This is a genomic window from Gordonia sp. NPDC057258 (assembly GCF_042668985.1).
Lineage (GTDB): Bacteria > Actinomycetota > Actinomycetes > Mycobacteriales > Mycobacteriaceae > Gordonia > Gordonia hongkongensis.
In genome coordinates this window covers 52,716-69,427 of record NZ_JBHUXZ010000014.1, presented here as the reverse complement: position 1 = coordinate 69,427, position 16,712 = coordinate 52,716, and the positions used below count along the sequence as shown (strand labels likewise).

At 70.1% G+C, this 16,712-nt stretch carries 13 protein-coding genes and 1 tRNA gene; 7 read left to right on the top strand and 7 right to left on the bottom strand.

Going from position 1 to position 16,712, the window contains the following annotated elements; translation table 11 throughout:
- Positions 1–34: 34 nt before the first annotated feature.
- Positions 35–1,240: a winged helix DNA-binding domain-containing protein gene (locus tag ACFUEJ_RS12385; RefSeq protein ID WP_226512469.1), complete on the bottom strand. Its 1,206-nt coding sequence runs from the start codon at positions 1,238–1,240 to the stop codon at positions 35–37.
- A 499-nt stretch (positions 1,241–1,739) separates the two neighbouring features.
- Here ACFUEJ_RS12385 and ACFUEJ_RS12380 point away from each other — a divergent pair, with 499 nt between their 5' ends.
- The gene (locus tag ACFUEJ_RS12380) at positions 1,740–5,513 is read left to right on the top strand and encodes a hypothetical protein (RefSeq protein WP_388029665.1); all 3,774 of its coding nucleotides are present in this window, start codon (positions 1,740–1,742) and stop codon (positions 5,511–5,513) included.
- Positions 5,514–5,754: 241 nt separating this feature from the next.
- Here ACFUEJ_RS12380 and ACFUEJ_RS12375 read toward each other — a convergent pair whose 3' ends face one another.
- Positions 5,755–7,392: a carboxylesterase/lipase family protein gene (locus ACFUEJ_RS12375; protein ID WP_388029662.1), complete on the bottom strand. Its 1,638-nt coding sequence runs from the start codon at positions 7,390–7,392 to the stop codon at positions 5,755–5,757.
- A gap of 72 nt (positions 7,393–7,464) precedes the next feature.
- Here ACFUEJ_RS12375 and ACFUEJ_RS12370 point away from each other — a divergent pair, with 72 nt between their 5' ends.
- Entirely contained in the window at positions 7,465–7,818 is a 354-nt protein-coding gene (locus ACFUEJ_RS12370) for a Fe-S protein (protein ID WP_065631513.1), read from the top strand.
- 71 nt (positions 7,819–7,889) lie between these two features.
- Here the strand turns inward: ACFUEJ_RS12370 and ACFUEJ_RS12365 are convergent.
- Together ACFUEJ_RS12365 and ACFUEJ_RS12360 are read right to left on the bottom strand one after the other, a co-directional pair.
- Positions 7,890–7,964: transfer RNA gene (locus ACFUEJ_RS12365), tRNA-Thr, on the bottom strand.
- Between the two features lie 69 nt (positions 7,965–8,033).
- A complete protein-coding gene (locus tag ACFUEJ_RS12360; RefSeq protein ID WP_078111682.1) occupies positions 8,034–8,420 on the bottom strand; it encodes a RidA family protein in 387 nt (128 codons plus the stop codon).
- A gap of 189 nt (positions 8,421–8,609) precedes the next feature.
- On the opposite strand from ACFUEJ_RS12360, the gene ACFUEJ_RS12355 reads away from it, so the two are divergent.
- The 4 genes from ACFUEJ_RS12355 (at position 8,610) to otsB (ending at position 12,760) form a co-directional block, all read left to right on the top strand.
- A complete protein-coding gene (locus ACFUEJ_RS12355) occupies positions 8,610–10,106 on the top strand; it encodes a threonine/serine exporter ThrE family protein (protein ID WP_388029658.1) in 1,497 nt (498 codons plus the stop codon).
- 164 nt (positions 10,107–10,270) lie between these two features.
- The gene (locus ACFUEJ_RS12350; RefSeq protein WP_165630609.1) at positions 10,271–10,441 is read left to right on the top strand and encodes a hypothetical protein; all 171 of its coding nucleotides are present in this window, start codon (positions 10,271–10,273) and stop codon (positions 10,439–10,441) included.
- 46 nt (positions 10,442–10,487) lie between these two features.
- Complete coding sequence (locus tag ACFUEJ_RS12345; protein WP_058251252.1) at positions 10,488–11,975, top strand: trehalose-6-phosphate synthase; 1,488 nt, start codon at positions 10,488–10,490, stop codon at positions 11,973–11,975.
- The gene (gene otsB / locus ACFUEJ_RS12340) at positions 11,972–12,760 is read left to right on the top strand and encodes a trehalose-phosphatase (RefSeq protein WP_058251253.1); all 789 of its coding nucleotides are present in this window, start codon (positions 11,972–11,974) and stop codon (positions 12,758–12,760) included. Before ACFUEJ_RS12345 ends, otsB begins: the two co-directional genes overlap by 4 nt.
- On the opposite strand, the gene ACFUEJ_RS12335 is transcribed toward otsB, so the two are convergent.
- The 3 genes from ACFUEJ_RS12335 to ACFUEJ_RS12325 are packed head-to-tail and all read right to left on the bottom strand — an operon-like array spanning position 12,757 to position 15,908.
- On the bottom strand, positions 12,757–13,908 hold the full coding sequence (locus tag ACFUEJ_RS12335) for a putative zinc-binding metallopeptidase (RefSeq protein WP_388029655.1): 1,152 nt from the start codon (positions 13,906–13,908) through the stop codon (positions 12,757–12,759). The two genes, otsB and ACFUEJ_RS12335, sit on opposite strands and share 4 nt — an antisense overlap.
- 4 nt (positions 13,909–13,912) lie before the next feature.
- Positions 13,913–14,722: a transglutaminase family protein gene (locus ACFUEJ_RS12330; protein WP_058251255.1), complete on the bottom strand. Its 810-nt coding sequence runs from the start codon at positions 14,720–14,722 to the stop codon at positions 13,913–13,915.
- Between the two features lie 58 nt (positions 14,723–14,780).
- Positions 14,781–15,908: an ROK family transcriptional regulator gene (locus tag ACFUEJ_RS12325; protein ID WP_058251256.1), complete on the bottom strand. Its 1,128-nt coding sequence runs from the start codon at positions 15,906–15,908 to the stop codon at positions 14,781–14,783.
- A 38-nt stretch (positions 15,909–15,946) separates the two neighbouring features.
- On the opposite strand from ACFUEJ_RS12325, the gene ACFUEJ_RS12320 reads away from it, so the two are divergent.
- On the top strand, positions 15,947–16,711 hold the full coding sequence (locus ACFUEJ_RS12320) for an SDR family NAD(P)-dependent oxidoreductase (RefSeq protein WP_058251257.1): 765 nt from the start codon (positions 15,947–15,949) through the stop codon (positions 16,709–16,711).
- The last annotated feature ends 1 nt before the right edge of the window (position 16,712 follow it).

Genomic DNA, 16,712 nt, shown 5'->3' with positions numbered 1-16,712 from the left:
ATTGACAGATGTCGAACCAAGCGAAAGCATCGACCTACAACCCTCGCGCATACGGCGCGGCGTAGCCGGTCTTCAGCGGCTCGTCCCCCAGCCACGCCGCGAGCTCCTCGGCCCGGGCATCGAGAGCCCGACGCGCTTCGGAGGACAACGGTTCGAGCGGAACGACGTCGATCGTCGAGTCGGCGCGGCGATACCAGCCACCGACGATGCGACCATCCCACCAGGCGGTCTGGCCACCGTTGCCCGCGGAGTCGAAGACCTGCGGCGCGTGACCGCCGAGATAGAAGCCACGTTCCTTGTAGCCCATGGTGGTCGGGTCGAGTTCCGGCAGGAGCGCGGCCTGTGGTTCGACCGGCTCGTCCCCCATGCCGTCGACCCCGGGGCCGTCGGGCAGATCGTCGGGCAGGACGTGGCCGACTCCGCCACCCTCCAGGTCGACCTGGACGGTCTCGAGTTCGGCCAGGGCCGCGCGGACCGCGGTCTTGGTCGACCCCAGCCACCACACCAGGTCCGTCTCGGTGCCTGGTCCGTAGGTCCGCAGCCAGCGTCCGATCAGCGCGCGGTGCCCGTCGTGGACGCTCATCGACGGCAGATCCTCGCCGAGCCAGAGCGGCATGGACGTCCACGCCGGTCGCGACAGATGCCAGCGCAGCCGGTTGGGTCCGCGGACGATCGCCCCCTCGGCGTCGAGCATGTTGAGCACGCGCGGCCCCATCGGGGCGCGGCCCGCCCACGTGGTGCCCGCGCCGTGACTGATGTAGCCGTCGAGCGCGGGCAGACGCTCGCGGAGTTCGGTGGAGGTCAGCGACTCGCCACCGGCGAGTTCGGCCAGGACCGCCTGCCGCGCGGTCTCGATCCAGCCCTCCGGGTCGTCGAAGTCGGGACTGCGCCGGAGGTCGCGCAACATGTTGGTGCGTTCCGACGCCGAGATCCGCGGCCCGAGGGCTCCGACGGACTCGGCCAGGATGTCCCGCGGGAAGACGAACAACGTGCGACGCATCGCGAGGTGCTTGACGAGCGTCCGGTCGTCGTAGAGGGCGGCGTCGACCGACTCGCGCGAGAGCTCCGGATCGACCCGGGCCCATGCGGCGAGGTGGACGCTCGACGGTGTGGTCGCGTGCAGACCGACCATCGTGGCAGCGGCTTCTACGGAGTCGGCAGCTCGAGACGAGACATCGAGGTGTTGCCGGCGCATGAGGCGAGTGCGGCGTTGCGAGTCGGAGATCAACAGGCGGCTCATCGCACGGGCACCCGGGGTCGTCGCATGGACAGATCGTAGTGATCGAAGCCGACAGCCCGGGTTACCCGGCAGGCGAGGAGGGGACGCGGGTGCCGGAGACCGCCGACCCCCGTCGACCCGGTGTCCGGCACCCGCGCGGTCGTGTGGGCCGAACGACACACAGCCCCCGACGGGCAGTGCTTCGCGACACTTTCGGTGTGTCCTTCGACCGACGCAACCTGTGCGTTTCCCGACCCCCGTCGAGTTGCGCCCCACCAGCAGACCCCACGAACGCGACCCACTCCACCCCCGTTCCGGAAACCGGTACATAAGCGCAGATCAAGCCGCTAACGGACTATCCGGACCGGACAGAACCGGTTCCGGATCCGCTTGCCACGTCCGGTGATCCGCGGTCCGCGGTGTGGCCGTCACCACATCGGATCGCCGATGGTGGCGCGGCGGGATCGGCTATCGCATGATGGTGCGGTCGATCTGTCGGGGCGAGCACAAGGACAGCTGAGTGGATTTCGGTCAGGCACTCACGCGTCTGTTCGTGCAAGCGGGACGTCCCACGCTGCGCGCCGCGGCGACGCGGGCCCGGGTCTCGGCGCAACGGATCAGTGACTGGCGCAACGGCCGTCATCTCCCCCGCGACTTCGCGACGGTCGAACCGCTGCTCGTCTGGCTGACCGCCCGCGCCGTCGCCGCCGGGGCCGACGACGTCCTGACCATCCCGCAGTGGCGGGAGATGTGGGACCGCCGGACGCCCGACGAGACCCCCACCGCCGAGCCGCCCGCACCGCAGCATGCCCGGCCGTTCCCCGGCCTCGCCACCCTGACCGCGGCCGACAGTCAGATGTACTTCGGCCGGGACGACGTCGTCGGCACCCTTGTGGATGCGATCCTGTCGGCCCGCTCCGGACCGCCACCGCTGTCCCCCGCGTCGCGACTGGTGGTGGTCACCGGGGTCTCGGGATCGGGCAAGTCGTCGCTGCTCCGTGCCGGCCTCGCCCGGGACACGCGATTGTCGTCGCCCCGACTCGGCGAGATCACCCCGAGCGGGCTCGTCATCGCCGACCCGGACGAGCCGGGCGCCACCGATGCGCCGGCCTCGACGACCGGGGACCCGGTCATCGTCATCGACCAGTTCGAGAACGTCTTCTCGCTCGAGGACCCGCTTCGGACCGAGACGCTGCGCGAGGTCGAAGAACTGGCGTCCGACGTCGTGGTCGTGGTCGGCGTGCGAGCCGACTTCTTCAGTCAGTGCGTCGAGCATCCGTTCCTCGCCGATGCGTGGCAGCACCGCTGCGTGATCGTCTCGGAGATGACCCGCACGCAGTTGCGCGAGGTGATCACCGCGCCCGTCCGACTCGCCGGCGGCCGCATCGAGACCGGACTCGCCGACGTGATGATCACCGAGCTGTACGAGGCGTCGACCGGCGGTGACCGCGCCGGCCGCCTGCCGCTGCTGGCGCACGTTCTCCAGGCGACCTGGGCACGCCGCACCGGCAACCGCATGACCCTATCCGGGTACCGGGCCACCGGCGGTATCGCCCGCGCGGTCGCCGACACCGCCGAGACGGCCTGGGCGGCGATCGATCCGCGTCATCGGGATCTCGCACGCGCGGTCCTCCTCGCCCTGGTGCACGTCGGCCCGGCCGGCATCGCGCTGCGCGTGCCGCTGTCCACGGCGACCATCGCGAACCGGTTCCCGCCCGAGGTCGCGACCGTCATCGACGAATTCGCCCAGGCCAGGCTGCTCACCGTGTCCACCGACTCAGTGATGCTCGTGCACGACGTGGTGCTCACCGCCTGGCCACGTCTGGCCGAGTGGATCGCCGACGACACCGACAACCACCTCTGGCGCCAGCAGGTCGACGCCGACACCGCGGCGTGGCTGGCCAACGGGCGCGGCCGGTCGTTCCTCTACACCGGGTCGCGCCTCGAGGACGCCAAGCGCCGGCGACGAACCCTGCGCAGCGACTACCTGCATCTGCTGAGCAACGAGAACGACGCCTTCCTCGACGCGGCGGTCGCCATGCAGCAGCGGCGCCGCACCACGCGCGTCGGCGCGGTGTCGGTGATCGTCGTGCTGGCCATCGCGGCGTCCATCACCGCCGCCATCGGCTTCCGACAGGCCCACGACCTGCGCGAACAGCGCAACGCCGCCGAACGCTCGGCTCTGTTGTCGCACATCGACAGCATGCAGTACTCCAACCCGTCGCTGGCCGCGCGACTGTTGCTCGTCGCCCACGAGGTCTATCCCGACGACCCAACCGTCCAGAGCCGTCTGCGCGGCGCCGCGACGACGCCCCTGGTGGCCCCGCTGACCGGCCACACCGGCCCGGTCTACGACCTGTCCTTCAACCGGACGGGCACGCAGCTCGCCTCGGCGAGCGGCGACCGGACCGTGCGCGTCTGGGCCCGGTCCGGCTCGTCGGACTATCGCGAGGTGGCGGTCCTGCGCGGCTTCGACAACTACGTCACCAGCACCGACTTCCACCCGACCCGGCAACTGCTGGCGAGCAGCAGCGGGGACGGTTCCGTCCGGATGTGGGACCTGGGCGACGCACCGAACCCGCGGCTGGCGACGACGGTGTCCCCGGGCCACGGCACCGTCTACATGGTGCGGTTCTCCGCCGACGGCCGGACCCTGGCCGCATCGTCCGACGACGGCACGATCACGATGTACGCCGTCTCACCGACCGGAGCGATCCGGGAGACGGCCGTCCTGCGCGGCCACACCGCCGCGGCGCGCACCCTCTCCTTCAGCCCCGACGGACGCGTCCTGGCCAGCGGCGGCGACGACCGGACCGTCCGGCTGTGGACGACCGGCGAATCGCCGCAGCCGCTGGGTGGGCCGCTGACCGGCTTCCCCAGCATCACCCATGCCGTCGCGTTCAGCCCCGACAGCCGCTCGCTGGCAGTCACCGGCGACAGCCCGAACACCCAGCTGTGGGACGTGGCCGACCCGCTCGCACCCCGCCCGCTGAGCACGTCGCTGCCCAACAGCACGGCCGGGTCCTGGTCGATCGCTTTCGACGGTTCGGGTGCGCAGTTGGCCTCCGCCCGGGCCGACGGCCTGGTCCGGGTGTGGAACACCGCCAACACGGCCTCGCCGATCCTGCAGTGGGCGCTGCAGACGACCTCCGAACAGGGCTCGGTGCGGACCTTCGCGGCCCGGTTCGACCCCAGCGGCCGCCAACTCGTCTCCGGCCGCTCCGACGGGACGATAGACGTCTGGAGCCTGCCCGGCCGAACCGAACCCGACCGCGGCGGGACCATCACCGGCGTGGACACCGACGACGCCCAACGAGTCCTGGCGACGGTCGGCGCCGACACCACCCTGAACCTGTGGACGATGTCCGACGGCCTCACCCTGCGATCGCGCACGCCCATCCAGCGTCGGGTCAACGACCATCCGCGGGTCAGCCTCAACGGCCCCGGCACCCTCGCCGCGACCGCCAACAACAACGGCGGGCTCGTCGAGTTGTGGGACATCACCGACACCGCGGCCCCGCGACGCGCCGCGGCCCTCGACGTCGCCACCCGCTATTCGTTCCCGGTCGCCTTCGCGCCGTCGGGCCATCTGCTCGCGACCGGAGACACCGACACCACCGTGGCCCTGTGGGACACCTCGGTGCCCGGCTCCCCGCGACGCGTGGGCGCACCGCTGCGCGGACCCACCGACCTCATCCGCAATGTCGCCTTCAGCTCCGACGGCTTGCGGCTCGCGGTCACCTCCGACGACAAACGCGTCTACCTGTACGACCTGACGTCGCCGGGCGCGGACCCGGTCGACGTCATCACCGCCGAGGCGCCGGCCGCCCAGGCCGTATTCGACGGCGATGTGCTGGTGGTCGCCTCCCGCGACCTCTCCACGTGGCGGCTCCCGCCGGCCGGCACGGACGCCGAACCCGAACTGATCGACCGGGAGGAGGACATGTTCGCCTCGACGGTGTCCGTCGCGCCGAACCGCCTCACGGTGGGTACAGCGACGCACGAGCTGATCAGCTTCGCCCTCGACGACGACGGCCGGCTCACCGACCCGCAACCGGTCGGGACGCTGCTCGCGACCACGGACACGACCACCACCTGGCAACTACCCGCCCAACTCCCCACCGACGAGGACATCATCTCCGGCGGTGACACCACCGGGAACGTCTACCTGCACACGCTCGATCTCGACGAAGCCCGCGACTGGATCTGCGCCAGCACCGCACCCGTCACCGACGCTCAGCGCGACGCCTATCTCCCGCACATCGACGTTCGTGCGGATTGCCGTCGGGACTGAGGCTTGTTGCGAGACAGGTGACCTCGACACGCGGCGTCCTCGCTGCGCTCGGTCCACGCTGCTCGGCCAGCGGAGGGGCCCGACCCCGCTCCGCCTGCGAAAGCCCCCACCCGCTGGTTGAGCCGGCACCGAGCGCAGCCGCCGGGCCGAGCAAGCGACGAAGGAGCGCGTCGAGGTCGAGGAGCCGTGTCGAAGCCACTTGGTGACATCGACGACGCTGCTCGGCCAGCGGAGGGGCCCATCAACGGAAGCCGAGCACCTCGTCGCCCCACGCCTCCCAGATGTCGCCGTCGAGGTTCTGCACGACCCGGTCCTCGGCGTCGATGCGCAACACCGGGCGATGGCCGGTGTCGTAGGTCGGCCAGGGATCCCCGAGCGATCCGGCGTCCGGCTCCTGACCGTGCGCGAATGCGGTCCATCGTCGGATCATTCTCTCCGACACCGCTTCTCCCTGTTTACGCCCGCCGAGCAGGAACGTGATGTCCTTCGGCCCGTTGCCCAGATTCCCCCACACGTACGGGACCTCGGTCGCATGGGCGGCCCCCAGACCGAGCAGCCGGAACATCCGCGTCGTCCAGTCGTAGCGGTAGACATAGACCGGCGCCGAACGCGCATGCGCCTCCGCGAGCCACAGCGTGGGCATGCGGAACGCCACGTCACGGGCCACGCCGAGTCCGGTGACCTTCGGGCGCAGACCGGAATACGCGGAGAGCACCTGCGCACGTTCGGGCAGGACGACGTCCGGATACTCCTTCGCCATCCCGGCGAACATGCGCTCGATGTCGGCGGTGGTGATCGGCATCAGCGGCGACTTCATGTACTTGAAGAGATTCGCCTCGTCGCGGTTGGTCCCGATGATCAGCGGCACCGGATGCGCCCGACCCGCGCGATAGACGTCGAGGGGATGTTCGGGCAGCAGATCGCCGTCGATGACCGGTGCGAACGCGATGGTCCCCGGCACCTCGGTGGGGACCTTCTCGAACAGGGTGGTGGTGATCGCCGAACAGGTCATGCCGTCGAGTTGTTCGAGACGCCCGACGATCTCGCCGGTGTCGAGTCCACCGGCGTCGATGCCGGCGGCCTCGAGCAGTTGGTCGGCGACCCGCGCGGCCCGGTCGGCACCGTACATCGACGTCACGGGCGAACTCTGCGCGATCGCCCGGCCGAAGAGCCCGGCCGCGGCCGGCATGGTGAGCAGCGCGGTGACCAGTCCCGCGCCCGCCGACTCGCCGAACACCGTCACCTTGTCGGGATCACCGCCGAAGGCGGCGATGTGGTCGCGGACCCAGCCCAACGCGGTGAGCACGTCACTGAGGCCGGCATTCGACTCGAACCGCGGGTCGATCGACGACAGGTCGGCGAACCCGAGCACACCGAGCCGATAGTTCAGCGTCACGACGACCACGTCGCCGGTGGCGGCGAGGTTCGAGCCCTCGTAGAACGGCTGGGCCCCCGACCCCAGCACGTAGGCGCCGCCGTGCAGCCACACCATGACCGGGAGTCCGACGGCGTCGTCGGCGTGCTCCGCGGCCCCCGGCGGGGTCCAGACGTTGAGGAACAGGCAGTCCTCGTCCATGACCACATCGGGACCGAGACGTACGGCGGGGTTGAGTTGTTGTGGGCAGACCGCGCCGAAGGTCGAGGCATCCACCACGTCCTCGGGCGCATCGGCCTCCTCGAGGGGAATCGCACGGCGCCAGCGCAACTCCCCCACGGGCGGGCGGGCGTACCGGATGCCCCGCCACACGTCGGCCCGTTCCCCGGCGACCCCGCGGAAGGTGCCGACCCGGGTCTGGGCCGTTGGGCGGGTCCCGTCCGGAGCCACGCCGTCGGTCGGGGACGTCGAGTTGGCGGAGGTGCCCGGTTCGTCGTGCTTCATCCGTCCATCGTGCACCGTGAACCCGTTCTCGTAATCCAGAACTCGGCCGTGTCTGCTGGGTATGGTGACCGCATGGAGCTACTACGCAACGTCGTAATCTTCCTGCACATCATCGGCTTCGCCGTGACCTTCGGCGGCTGGGTCACCCAACTCGTGGCTCGCGAGTTCCGGTTCACCCGCGTGATGGACTACGGACTGCTGCTGTCCCTGCTGACCGGGCTCGCGCTCGCGGCGCCGTGGCCGGCCGGTATCGAGCTGAACTACCCGAAGATCGGCATCAAGCTGGTGATCCTGCTCGTCCTCGGCGGAATCCTCGGCATGGGCAGCGCTCGGCAGAAGCGCACCGGCGAACCCGTACCGCGCGCCCTGTTCTGGTCCGTCGGCGCCCTGTCCCTGCTGGCCGCGGGCCTCGCCGTCATCTGGTAGCCCGGGCCCGCGAGACGAACCCGCGAGACGACAGACGCCGCGCACCGGAACAGGTGCGCGGCGTTCGTGCGTGGAGCCCCCTGTCGGGATTGAACCGACGACCGCTCGCTTACAAGGCGAGTGCTCTACCACTGAGCTAAGGAGGCGCGCGGGGCGAGTATATCGGCCGGACCGCTCCCGCTTCATCCGCACCCGGCGGACCGGCCGTGCCGCGATCAGCCCCGGAGGGCCGCGACCGCTTCGATCTCCACCAGCTGATCGTCGTAGGCGAGGACCGAAACGCCCAGCAGGCTGCCGGCCGGCTTGTGGTCGCCGAAGGCCTCGGTCACCGCGTCCCACGCGACCACCAGATCGGCCTGCAGGTGTTCGGCGACGAAGACGGTGACCTTCGCGACGTCGCGCAGCGTCGCGCCGGACTCGATCAGCGCGGCCTCGAGGTTTCTCATGCACTGCACGGCCTGTTCGCGAACGTTCCCGGGTGCGACGGTGGCGCCGTCGTCGTCGATGGGAGCCGCACCGGCGGTGAAGACGAGACTCCCGGGACTCACCGTGGCACTGCGGGTGTGGCCGTCTCGCGGACCGTTGATCTGCACCGAGGACATGCCGCGATCGTAGACGAGTGGTCGCCGTCGTCACCCCGGTCACCGGCGCTCACCGCCGCTCCCGGCTCCTCCGCCGACCCTGCCGGAGTCGTGCGGACGGACGAGGTGTATCCAGTCTCCTGTCAGGGTTGAACCGGCCGGGTGTCGGTCACCCCGCGAGCACTCCACCATCGACCCGAGGGGGCCTGCGTGCGCGAACAGATCGGCCGTGTCCTGCGTCGGCTCAGCGGCAGCCGGCAGGCGACGATCGACACGATCGAACCCGGCAGCATCATGGTGTCGCCGCGCAGGCCGATCGAACCGTTCGACGTCGCGGCGATCACCGAGGTCCTCGATCTCGCCACGAAGATCGGGGCGGTGCTGCTCGACTCGGGCACCGGGGCCATCGACACCCAGACGCAGATCAAGTTCGTCGCCGGCGTGTACGGCCTCGAGGACGTCGACGTGGATGTCACCTACAACACGATCGTCGTCAGCGCGCGGCGCGGCGCGACGCTCCCGCCGATCACGACCATGGAGCAGGTCTACTACCGGTCGATGGACTTCACCCGGCTCGCGCAGGTCGACCGGCTCGTCCGTCGCATCCGCGATTCGTTCATCAGCCCGTCCACCGCGCACCAGATGGTCGACGAGATCATCACCGCGCCGCACCCCTATCCGCACTGGCTGGCCACGACCGCCTGGGGGATCATGGCGTCGGGCATCTCGGTGCTCCTCGGCGGCGAATACCTCGTCGCCGCGCTCGCCTTCCTGACGACCGTGGTGACGGTCACCGTCAACCGCTGGCTCAACCGCATCGGGACACCGGTCTTCTTCCAGCAGCTGACCGGCGGTTTCATCGCGGTGGTCCCGGCCGCCCTGGTCTTCGCCGCGGCCGAACGACTCGGTGTGCAGATCGCGCCGTCGCAGGTCATCGCGGCCGGCATCGTCGTGTTGCTCTCGGGGTTGTCCCTCGTCGGCTCGGTCCAGGACGCGATCACCGGCGCACCGATCACCGGTGTCGCCCGGTTCTTCGAGTTGCTGCTGATGACAGGCGGCATCATCGCCGGTGTCGGCGTCGCGATCCGAATCCTGGAGGCGGGCGGCATCTTCCTGCCCACGATCACCACGACCACCAGCTTCGAGGTCGTCGAACTGCCGATCCGGGTGGTCGCCGGCGCGGTCGCCGCCTGCGCCTACGCGCTGGCCAGCTACGCCGAGACGCGCGCCCTCGGCGTGGCGTTCCTCGGCGGTTTCATCGGCACCGCGGTCGCGGCGGCCTCGACGTTCACCGACATCGGCGACGTCATCGCCAACGGTCTCGCGGCGGCGTTCGTCGGACTGATCGGCGGCCTGCTGGCACGCCGCGCGTTGACCCCGCCGCTGGTCGTCGCGGTGGCCGGCATCACCCCGCTGCTGCCCGGTCTCGCGGTGTATCGCGGCCTCTACGGCATCCTCGGCGACCAGACGCTCGACGGATTCACCTGGATCGCGAACGCGCTGGCCATCGGCTGCGCCCTCGCTGCGGGGGTCACGCTGGGCGAGTTCGTCGCCCGGTCGCTGCGTCGCCCTCAGCTGCCACCCCGTCCGGACTGGCGTCTCCGCCGCCGGATCGCCCTGCGCGAAGCCCGTGAGGCGCGGCAGGCCGACGCGGCCGCACGCCGGGTCCGGGCGAACCGGTGGCGGCCGCCACCGCCACGATGCTGACGCCGGACGGGTGGCCGTGAGCACCACCGATGTCCGGGTAGAATGCGGAGTCGGGCGTGTCATCGGACGGCCGCTCCAGTCAGCAACGGACCGAGACACCGCACGGCTGCGCCTCGTCACCGCGCACCGAACCGCACACCATGCCGCACAACGAGGGGACTCACATGCCCGCGAAGACCACCGACGCGACCGACATCACCGACGACGAACTGGAGCCGGTGGCCGACGAGACCGCCAACTCGGCGCGCCGAGTCGTCGCCGCGTACGCCACCGACGCCGACGAGTGCCGGATGCTGTTCGCCATGCTGGGGATCGCGCCGGGCGAGAACGCCTGAGCAGGTGGCTCCGCGAGCAGGAGAAACCAACCCCGACACCGGCGGAGTGACCGGCACCGACCGGTCCACCCATGACGGGGCCGAGTTCGTGGTCGTCGCGAACCGCCTGCCCGTCGACAAAGAGGTCCTTCCCGACGGCACCGTCAACTGGAAGCAGAGCCCCGGCGGACTCGTGACCGCGCTCGAGCCGATCCTGCGCGCCAACACCGGGGCCTGGGTCGGCTGGTCGGGCATCCCCGACTCCGATGACAACCCCGACATCGAGGGCATCGACATCCACGCGGTCCCGCTGTCGGCGCAAGAGATCGCCGAATACTACGAGGGCTTCTCCAACGCCACCCTGTGGCCGCTCTACCACGACGTCATCGTCAAGCCCGAGTACCACCGCGAATGGTGGAACACCTACGTCGAGGTGAACCGGCGCTTCGCCGAGGCGGCCTCGCGAGCCGCGGGCGAGGGGGCCGTCGTCTGGGTGCAGGACTACCAGCTCCAACTGGTGCCGAAGATGCTGCGCATGCTGCGGCCCGACGTCAAGATCGGCTTCTTCCTGCACATCCCGTTCCCGCCGGTCGAGCTGTTCATGCAGATGCCGTGGCGGACCGAGATCGTCGAAGGCCTGCTCGGCGCCGATCTCATCGGCTTCCACCTGCCGGGTGGGGCACAGAACTTCCTCTTCCTCGCCCGACGCCTAGCCGGGCAGGCCACCAGCAAGGGCACCGTTGGGGTGCGGTCGCGCTTCGGCGTGGTGCAGGTCGGATTCCGCACCGTGCGCGTCGGCGCGTTCCCCATCTCGATCGACTCCGGGGAGCTCGACGCACTGTCCAAGACCCGCAAGATCCGGGAGCGCGCCGCCGAGATCCGCCGCGAGCTGGGCAATCCGAAGACGATCATGCTCGGCGTCGACCGGCTCGACTACACCAAGGGCATCGACGTCCGGCTCAAGGCCATCTCCGAGTTGCTGGCCGAGAAGCGACTCGATCCCGCCGACACGGTGATGCTGCAACTCGCGACGCCGAGCCGCGAGCGCGTCGAGAGCTACAAGCAGATGCGCGCCGGTATCGAGCAACTCGTCGGGAACATCAACGGCACCCACGCGACCGTGGGCCAGCCGGTGGTGCAGTACCTGCACCGACCGGTGCCGCGTGAGGAACTCGTCGCCTTCTTCGTCGCGGCCGACGTCATGCTGGTCACGCCCCTGCGCGACGGCATGAACCTCGTCGCCAAGGAGTACGTGGCCTGCCGGGGCGACCTGGGCGGCGCACTCGTCCTCAGCGAGTTCACCGGCGCGGCAGCCGAACTGCGCTCGGCGTACCAGGCCAACCCGTACGACCTCGACGGCGTCAAGGACGCGATCGAGGCCGCGGTCGAACAGAGCGAACACGAGGGCAGGCGGCGCATGCGCGCGCTGCGCAGGCAGGTCCTCGCCCACGACGTCGCGAAGTGGGCGGAAAGCTTCCTCGGCACCCTCGGCGCCGACTCCGACACCGAACTGTCGCCCAACCGGGGTGTTCATCTGGTGGACGAGCCCGAGTGAACCACACCGGGATTCCCGCCGAACTCACCGACGCGCTGGTCCGGGCCGCCGGCGTGGGGGTGCTGCTCGTGGCCAGCGATTACGACGGATGTGTCTCGCCAATCGTCGCGCGTCCCGAGGACGCCGTCCCCGAACCCGCGTCGATCGACGCGCTCGTCGCCGCCGCGGCACTTCCCGACACCGTCGTCGCCGTGGTGTCCGGCCGCGAACGGGCCGTGCTCGCGGAACTGTCCGGCCTCACCGCCCCAGTCGTGCTGGTAGGTAGTCACGGCAGTGAGTTCGAGTCCGGGTTCGCGGTCGAGGTCACCGACGAAGCGCGCGCGCTGTTGACCCGCCTGATCGACGAGTTGCGCGCCATCGCCGCGGAATTCCCGGGCAGCACCGTCGAGGTCAAACCGGCGAGCACGGTGTTGCACGTGCGCAACGCGTCGGCGTCCGACGCCGTCGCCGCGCTCGATCGCGCCCGCACCGGTCCGGCCTCCTGGCCGGGGGTGCACACCACCGAGGGCAAGGCCGTCCTCGAACTCGCGGTGATCGAGACCAGCAAGGGCCACGCCCTCGACACCCTGCGCGCGGCCGTCGGCGCCGACGCGGTCATCTATCTCGGCGACGACGTGACCGACGAGAAGGCCTTCGCGCACCTGCGTCCCCAGACCGGTGACATCGGCATCAAGGTCGGCGAAGGTGACACCGCCGCCGACTATCGCATCGCCGACACCGACGATGTGGCAACGGTTCTCGCGTTCGTGGCCGAGCAGCGGGCGCGGACGGCCTCGGCCGGTTAGGCCAGCTGCGCCGGGGCCGCGACGAGCGGGTCCGTCGTCACCGCCCGCCGGGCGCTCTCCCGAATCACCTCGTGCACGAAGCCGAGTTTGCGCACGACGGGTTCGGGGATGGTGAACGGATAGAGCGGGCGGCGTCCCATGGCCACGTTCACCCGGTTCAGCATGAGCGACAACCACTTCCAGTCGTACAGCAGCCGTTCGATCGGCTCGTCGGCGTACGACCGGAGCGGCACGATGTCACGGTCCATGGTGAACCGGACCTGCTGCGCGTCGAGATTCAGCCCGGATTCCCGGGCGGTGTCGATGGTCCCGGTGATGTGGAGGTAGTGCGCGAAGCACTCCGCGAAGTCCTCCCACGGATGCATCGTGGCGTACTCGGAGATGTACGACTCGCGCCAGTTCTCCGGTGACCCGAACCGATAGTGGCGGTTGATCGCGTCGGCGTAGCTCGCGCGTTCGTCGCCGAACAGGTCCCGACACCGGTCGAGGTAGCGTTCCGCGCCCGGGCCGGTCTCGACGAGGACGTGTTCGTAGTAGTGCCCGGTCTCGTGGCGGAAATGACCCAGCATGGTGCGGTACTGCTCGCCGAGGTCGACCCGGAGGCGCTCCCGATAGGCGTCCTGGGTCTCGGCGAGGTCGATGGTCACCACCCCGCCCGCGTGCCCGATCATCACCGGCCGGCCGAGGGTCTGACTCGACAACAGGTCGAAGGCCAGGCCGCCCTCGGTGCGCCAGAACGGCTCCACCGGCAGACCCAGATCGACGAGTTGGTACACCAGCAGCCGCAGGTCGAACGATGCCGGCGCGAGCTTCTCGAGCGCGAGCGTGTCCTCGGCGTCGGGCTGACGCCGGATCAGCGACTCGGGGAAACACCGACCCCGCAGGCCGATGCTGTCCTCGGTGACCTCGGCGAGGGTCAACCAGTTGCATTGCGTCCGATCACGATTCGCACACCACACCCACAATTGCTTCTTCGGCCCGCTCGCTCCGCTCCCGGCGCCGGCACCGTCGATCTCGACCCCCTCCGGCCCGACCGCGTACAGCGACCGCGACGGCAGGTGCACGCCCATGGTCGTCGCACAGTTCGGGCAGGTCTGACGATCGAAGCCCGACAACGCATTGCAGACCGGACAGGTGAGCGCATGCACGCGCTCACCCTATCCGGACGCGCCCATTCCCGTCGTCGATCGGCAGCTCGCCGCGCACCGTCGCCGTCACTTCGTAGGAGTTGAGGTTGATCGACCCGCGATGGTTGTCGAGGAACGCGGTGTCGGCGGCATCGCGGCCGGTCGAGATCCGCACGAGGCTCTGACGTGGGGCAAGCCCGGTCGCGTCGACCACCACCCACTCACCGTCGACGATCGCCTCGGCGACGGCGTGGAAATCCATCGGCGAACACCCTGGGGCGTACACCGCGACGAGGCGGGCCGGGATGTTCAGGGCCCGCAGCAGCGCGACGACGAGATGCGCGTAGTCGCGGCAGACCCCGGCACCGGCGAGCAGGGTGTCGGCGGCGCCGTCGATGGGGTCGGAAGTCCCGGGGATGTAGCTGAGGCGGTCCGAGACGTATGCGGCGACCTGGGTCAGGATCTCCCCGTCGGGCAACGATGCGTCGAACTGACCCGCGGCGAAGCCGAAGAACTTGTCGCACTCGGCATATCTGCTGGGCCGCAGGTACGTCGAGCGGTCGGTGATGTCGACGGGCAGCGGATCGGCGGGCGTGAGGACCGACGCCCGGTAGTCGATGGTCAGCAGACCCCGCTCGAGCTGCAGCCGATGGATCCGGGAACCGTGCGGCCCGATGATCTCCTCGGGCGTCACCGACTGTCCGTCGAATTCGACCTCGAGTTCTTCTTCCAACTGGAGGCCGGGCAATCGGGCGACGGTGATCTGCATCTCCAGTTCGGTGGGGTCGTCGACCCGCACCTCGAGCCGTGCGGATACATCGCGGGGCAGCGTCATGGACACACCGTAGGGGATGCGTGCGACGACGGCAGAGGCAGGCGGGCCGACGGCCTGTCTACAGCGTCGCCATCGCCGCGATCGGATCCGCGTAGATGACGCTGAGCGCCACCACGACCGCCGCGCTCTCCTGCACGCGCACACCGAATCTCGACGGCGCGATCTCCAGCGGCCAGGTCAGCGTGGTCGCCTCGTCGAAGGCCGCCTGCACCGGCGCGAGCCCGTGCGGGTGTGCGGCGAACGCGTCGCCGGCCACGACGATGGCATCGGGGTTGATCACATCCCGGATGAGCGCGACCGACTCTCCCAGCACCCGGGCCCGCTCGTCGGCGATCCGGGCCGAGGTCGGGCTGATCCCCAGCCGACGCGCCGCGACCTCCGCGGCGTCGTTGCCGATGACGTTCTGCAACCGGACCCGGGTGAGCCCGGGGGCGAGCACCGGAGCCGTGACCGGCAAGTGCGCGATGGTGCCCGCGCCACGCTCCGGTACGTGCACGCGGCCGTCGAGAGTCATTGCCATCCCGGCCGTTTCGCGGGCGTAGAAGAACAGCCCAGAACCCCCGTCGTCGCGCGGATGCGACAGGAGCAACTCGGCGGCCGCCATCGCCTCGACGTGCTCACAGACCGACACCGGCGTGTCGAGGCTCCCGGCAAGTGTTGCGCCCACGGCGAGTTGATGCCAGCCCAGGACCCGGTGGTTCACCACCCCGGTCTCGGCATCGACCGCGCCACCGACCGCGACACCTCCCCACAGCACCCGCCGCCCGCTGAACCGGGCGGCGAGTTCGGCGAGCAGTCCGCTGAGGTGCGCGAGCGCGTCCTCCTGATCGCCGGTCGGCGTCAGCACGGCGTGACTGTGCAGTGTGCGGCCGCCGAGGTCGGCGATGACGAGCACGGTCCGACGGGCACCGATGTGCATACCCGCGACGCACAGCGAGTCGCGGTCGATGGTCAGCGGATTCTTGGGCCGGCCAATCGCTTTCGGCCCGGCGAGATCGGGGCGTTCGACGACCAGACCGTGAGCGGCCAGCGCGTGCACCTGACGGTTGATGGTGGCCGGCGACAGACCCGTCGTCGCGGCGAGCTGATCCCGCGTCACCGGTCCGCCGACCCGGATCGCGTGCAGTACCGCCGCCGCCGGAGTGGAGGTCAGTTGCAGCGCCGCCGGGATCACTCCCCCACGCATGCGACGAATGTAGCAGCGCGGTCCGTAAGGTTGAGCCCATGAGCACCGACAACGCCTCCCAGTCGACGGACAACCGACCGATCGCCGTGGTCACCGGCGCCAGTTCGGGGATCGGCGCGGCCACCGCGCGACAGCTCGCCTCGCAGGGCTTCCACGTGGTGCTGGGGGCGCGCCGGGTCGATCGGGTGACCGCGCTGGCCGACGAGATCGGCGGCACCGGAAGACAACTCGACGTCACCGACGAGCAGTCCGTGGCCGCCTTTGTCGACGGCCTCGACACGGTGCACGTGCTGGTGAACAACGCCGGTGGCGCCAAGGGACTCGACCCGGTGTCGACCGCCGACCTCGACGACTGGCGCTGGATGTGGGAGACCAACGTGCTGGGGAGCCTGCGGGTCACCAAGGCGTTGCTCCCCGCACTCATCGCGTCGGGTGACGGCCTGATCGTCACCGTCACCTCGATCGCGGCGTTCGAGGCCTACGACAATGGCGCCGGGTACACCTCGGCGAAGCACGCGCAGGGTGTCACCCACCGGACCCTGCGCTATGAACTCCTCGGGAAGCCGGTCCGGCTCACCGAGATCGCGCCGGGCATGGTCGAGACCGACTTCTCCCTCGTCCGCTTCGAGGGCGACCAGGAACGCGCCGACAAGGTCTACGAGGGCCTGACACCGCTCGTCGCCGAGGACGTTGCCGAGGTCATCGGGTTCGTCGCGTCCCGGCCGCCGCACGTCAACCTGGACCAGATCATCCTCAAGCCGCGCGATCAGGCCTCGGCCCGGCGGAACATCAAGACCGGCTAAC

Bases quoted from the DNA above. Each gene is read 5' to 3' on its own strand.
- ACFUEJ_RS12370 (WP_065631513.1), top strand. From the start codon at position 7,465: ATGGAGCTACTACGCAACGTCGTAATCTTCCTGCACATCATCGGCTTC.
- ACFUEJ_RS12375 (WP_388029662.1), bottom strand. From the start codon at position 7,392: ATGAAGCACGACGAACCGGGCACCTCCGCCAACTCGACGTCCCCGACC.
- ACFUEJ_RS12360 (WP_078111682.1), bottom strand. From the start codon at position 8,420: ATGTCCTCGGTGCAGATCAACGGTCCGCGAGACGGCCACACCCGCAGT.
- ACFUEJ_RS12320 (WP_058251257.1), top strand. From the start codon at position 15,947: ATGAGCACCGACAACGCCTCCCAGTCGACGGACAACCGACCGATCGCC.
- ACFUEJ_RS12385 (WP_226512469.1), bottom strand. From the start codon at position 1,240: ATGAGCCGCCTGTTGATCTCCGACTCGCAACGCCGCACTCGCCTCATG.
- ACFUEJ_RS12330 (WP_058251255.1), bottom strand. From the start codon at position 14,722: ATGACGCTGCCCCGCGATGTATCCGCACGGCTCGAGGTGCGGGTCGAC.
- ACFUEJ_RS12350 (WP_165630609.1), top strand. From the start codon at position 10,271: ATGCCCGCGAAGACCACCGACGCGACCGACATCACCGACGACGAACTG.
- ACFUEJ_RS12325 (WP_058251256.1), bottom strand. From the start codon at position 15,908: ATGCGTGGGGGAGTGATCCCGGCGGCGCTGCAACTGACCTCCACTCCG.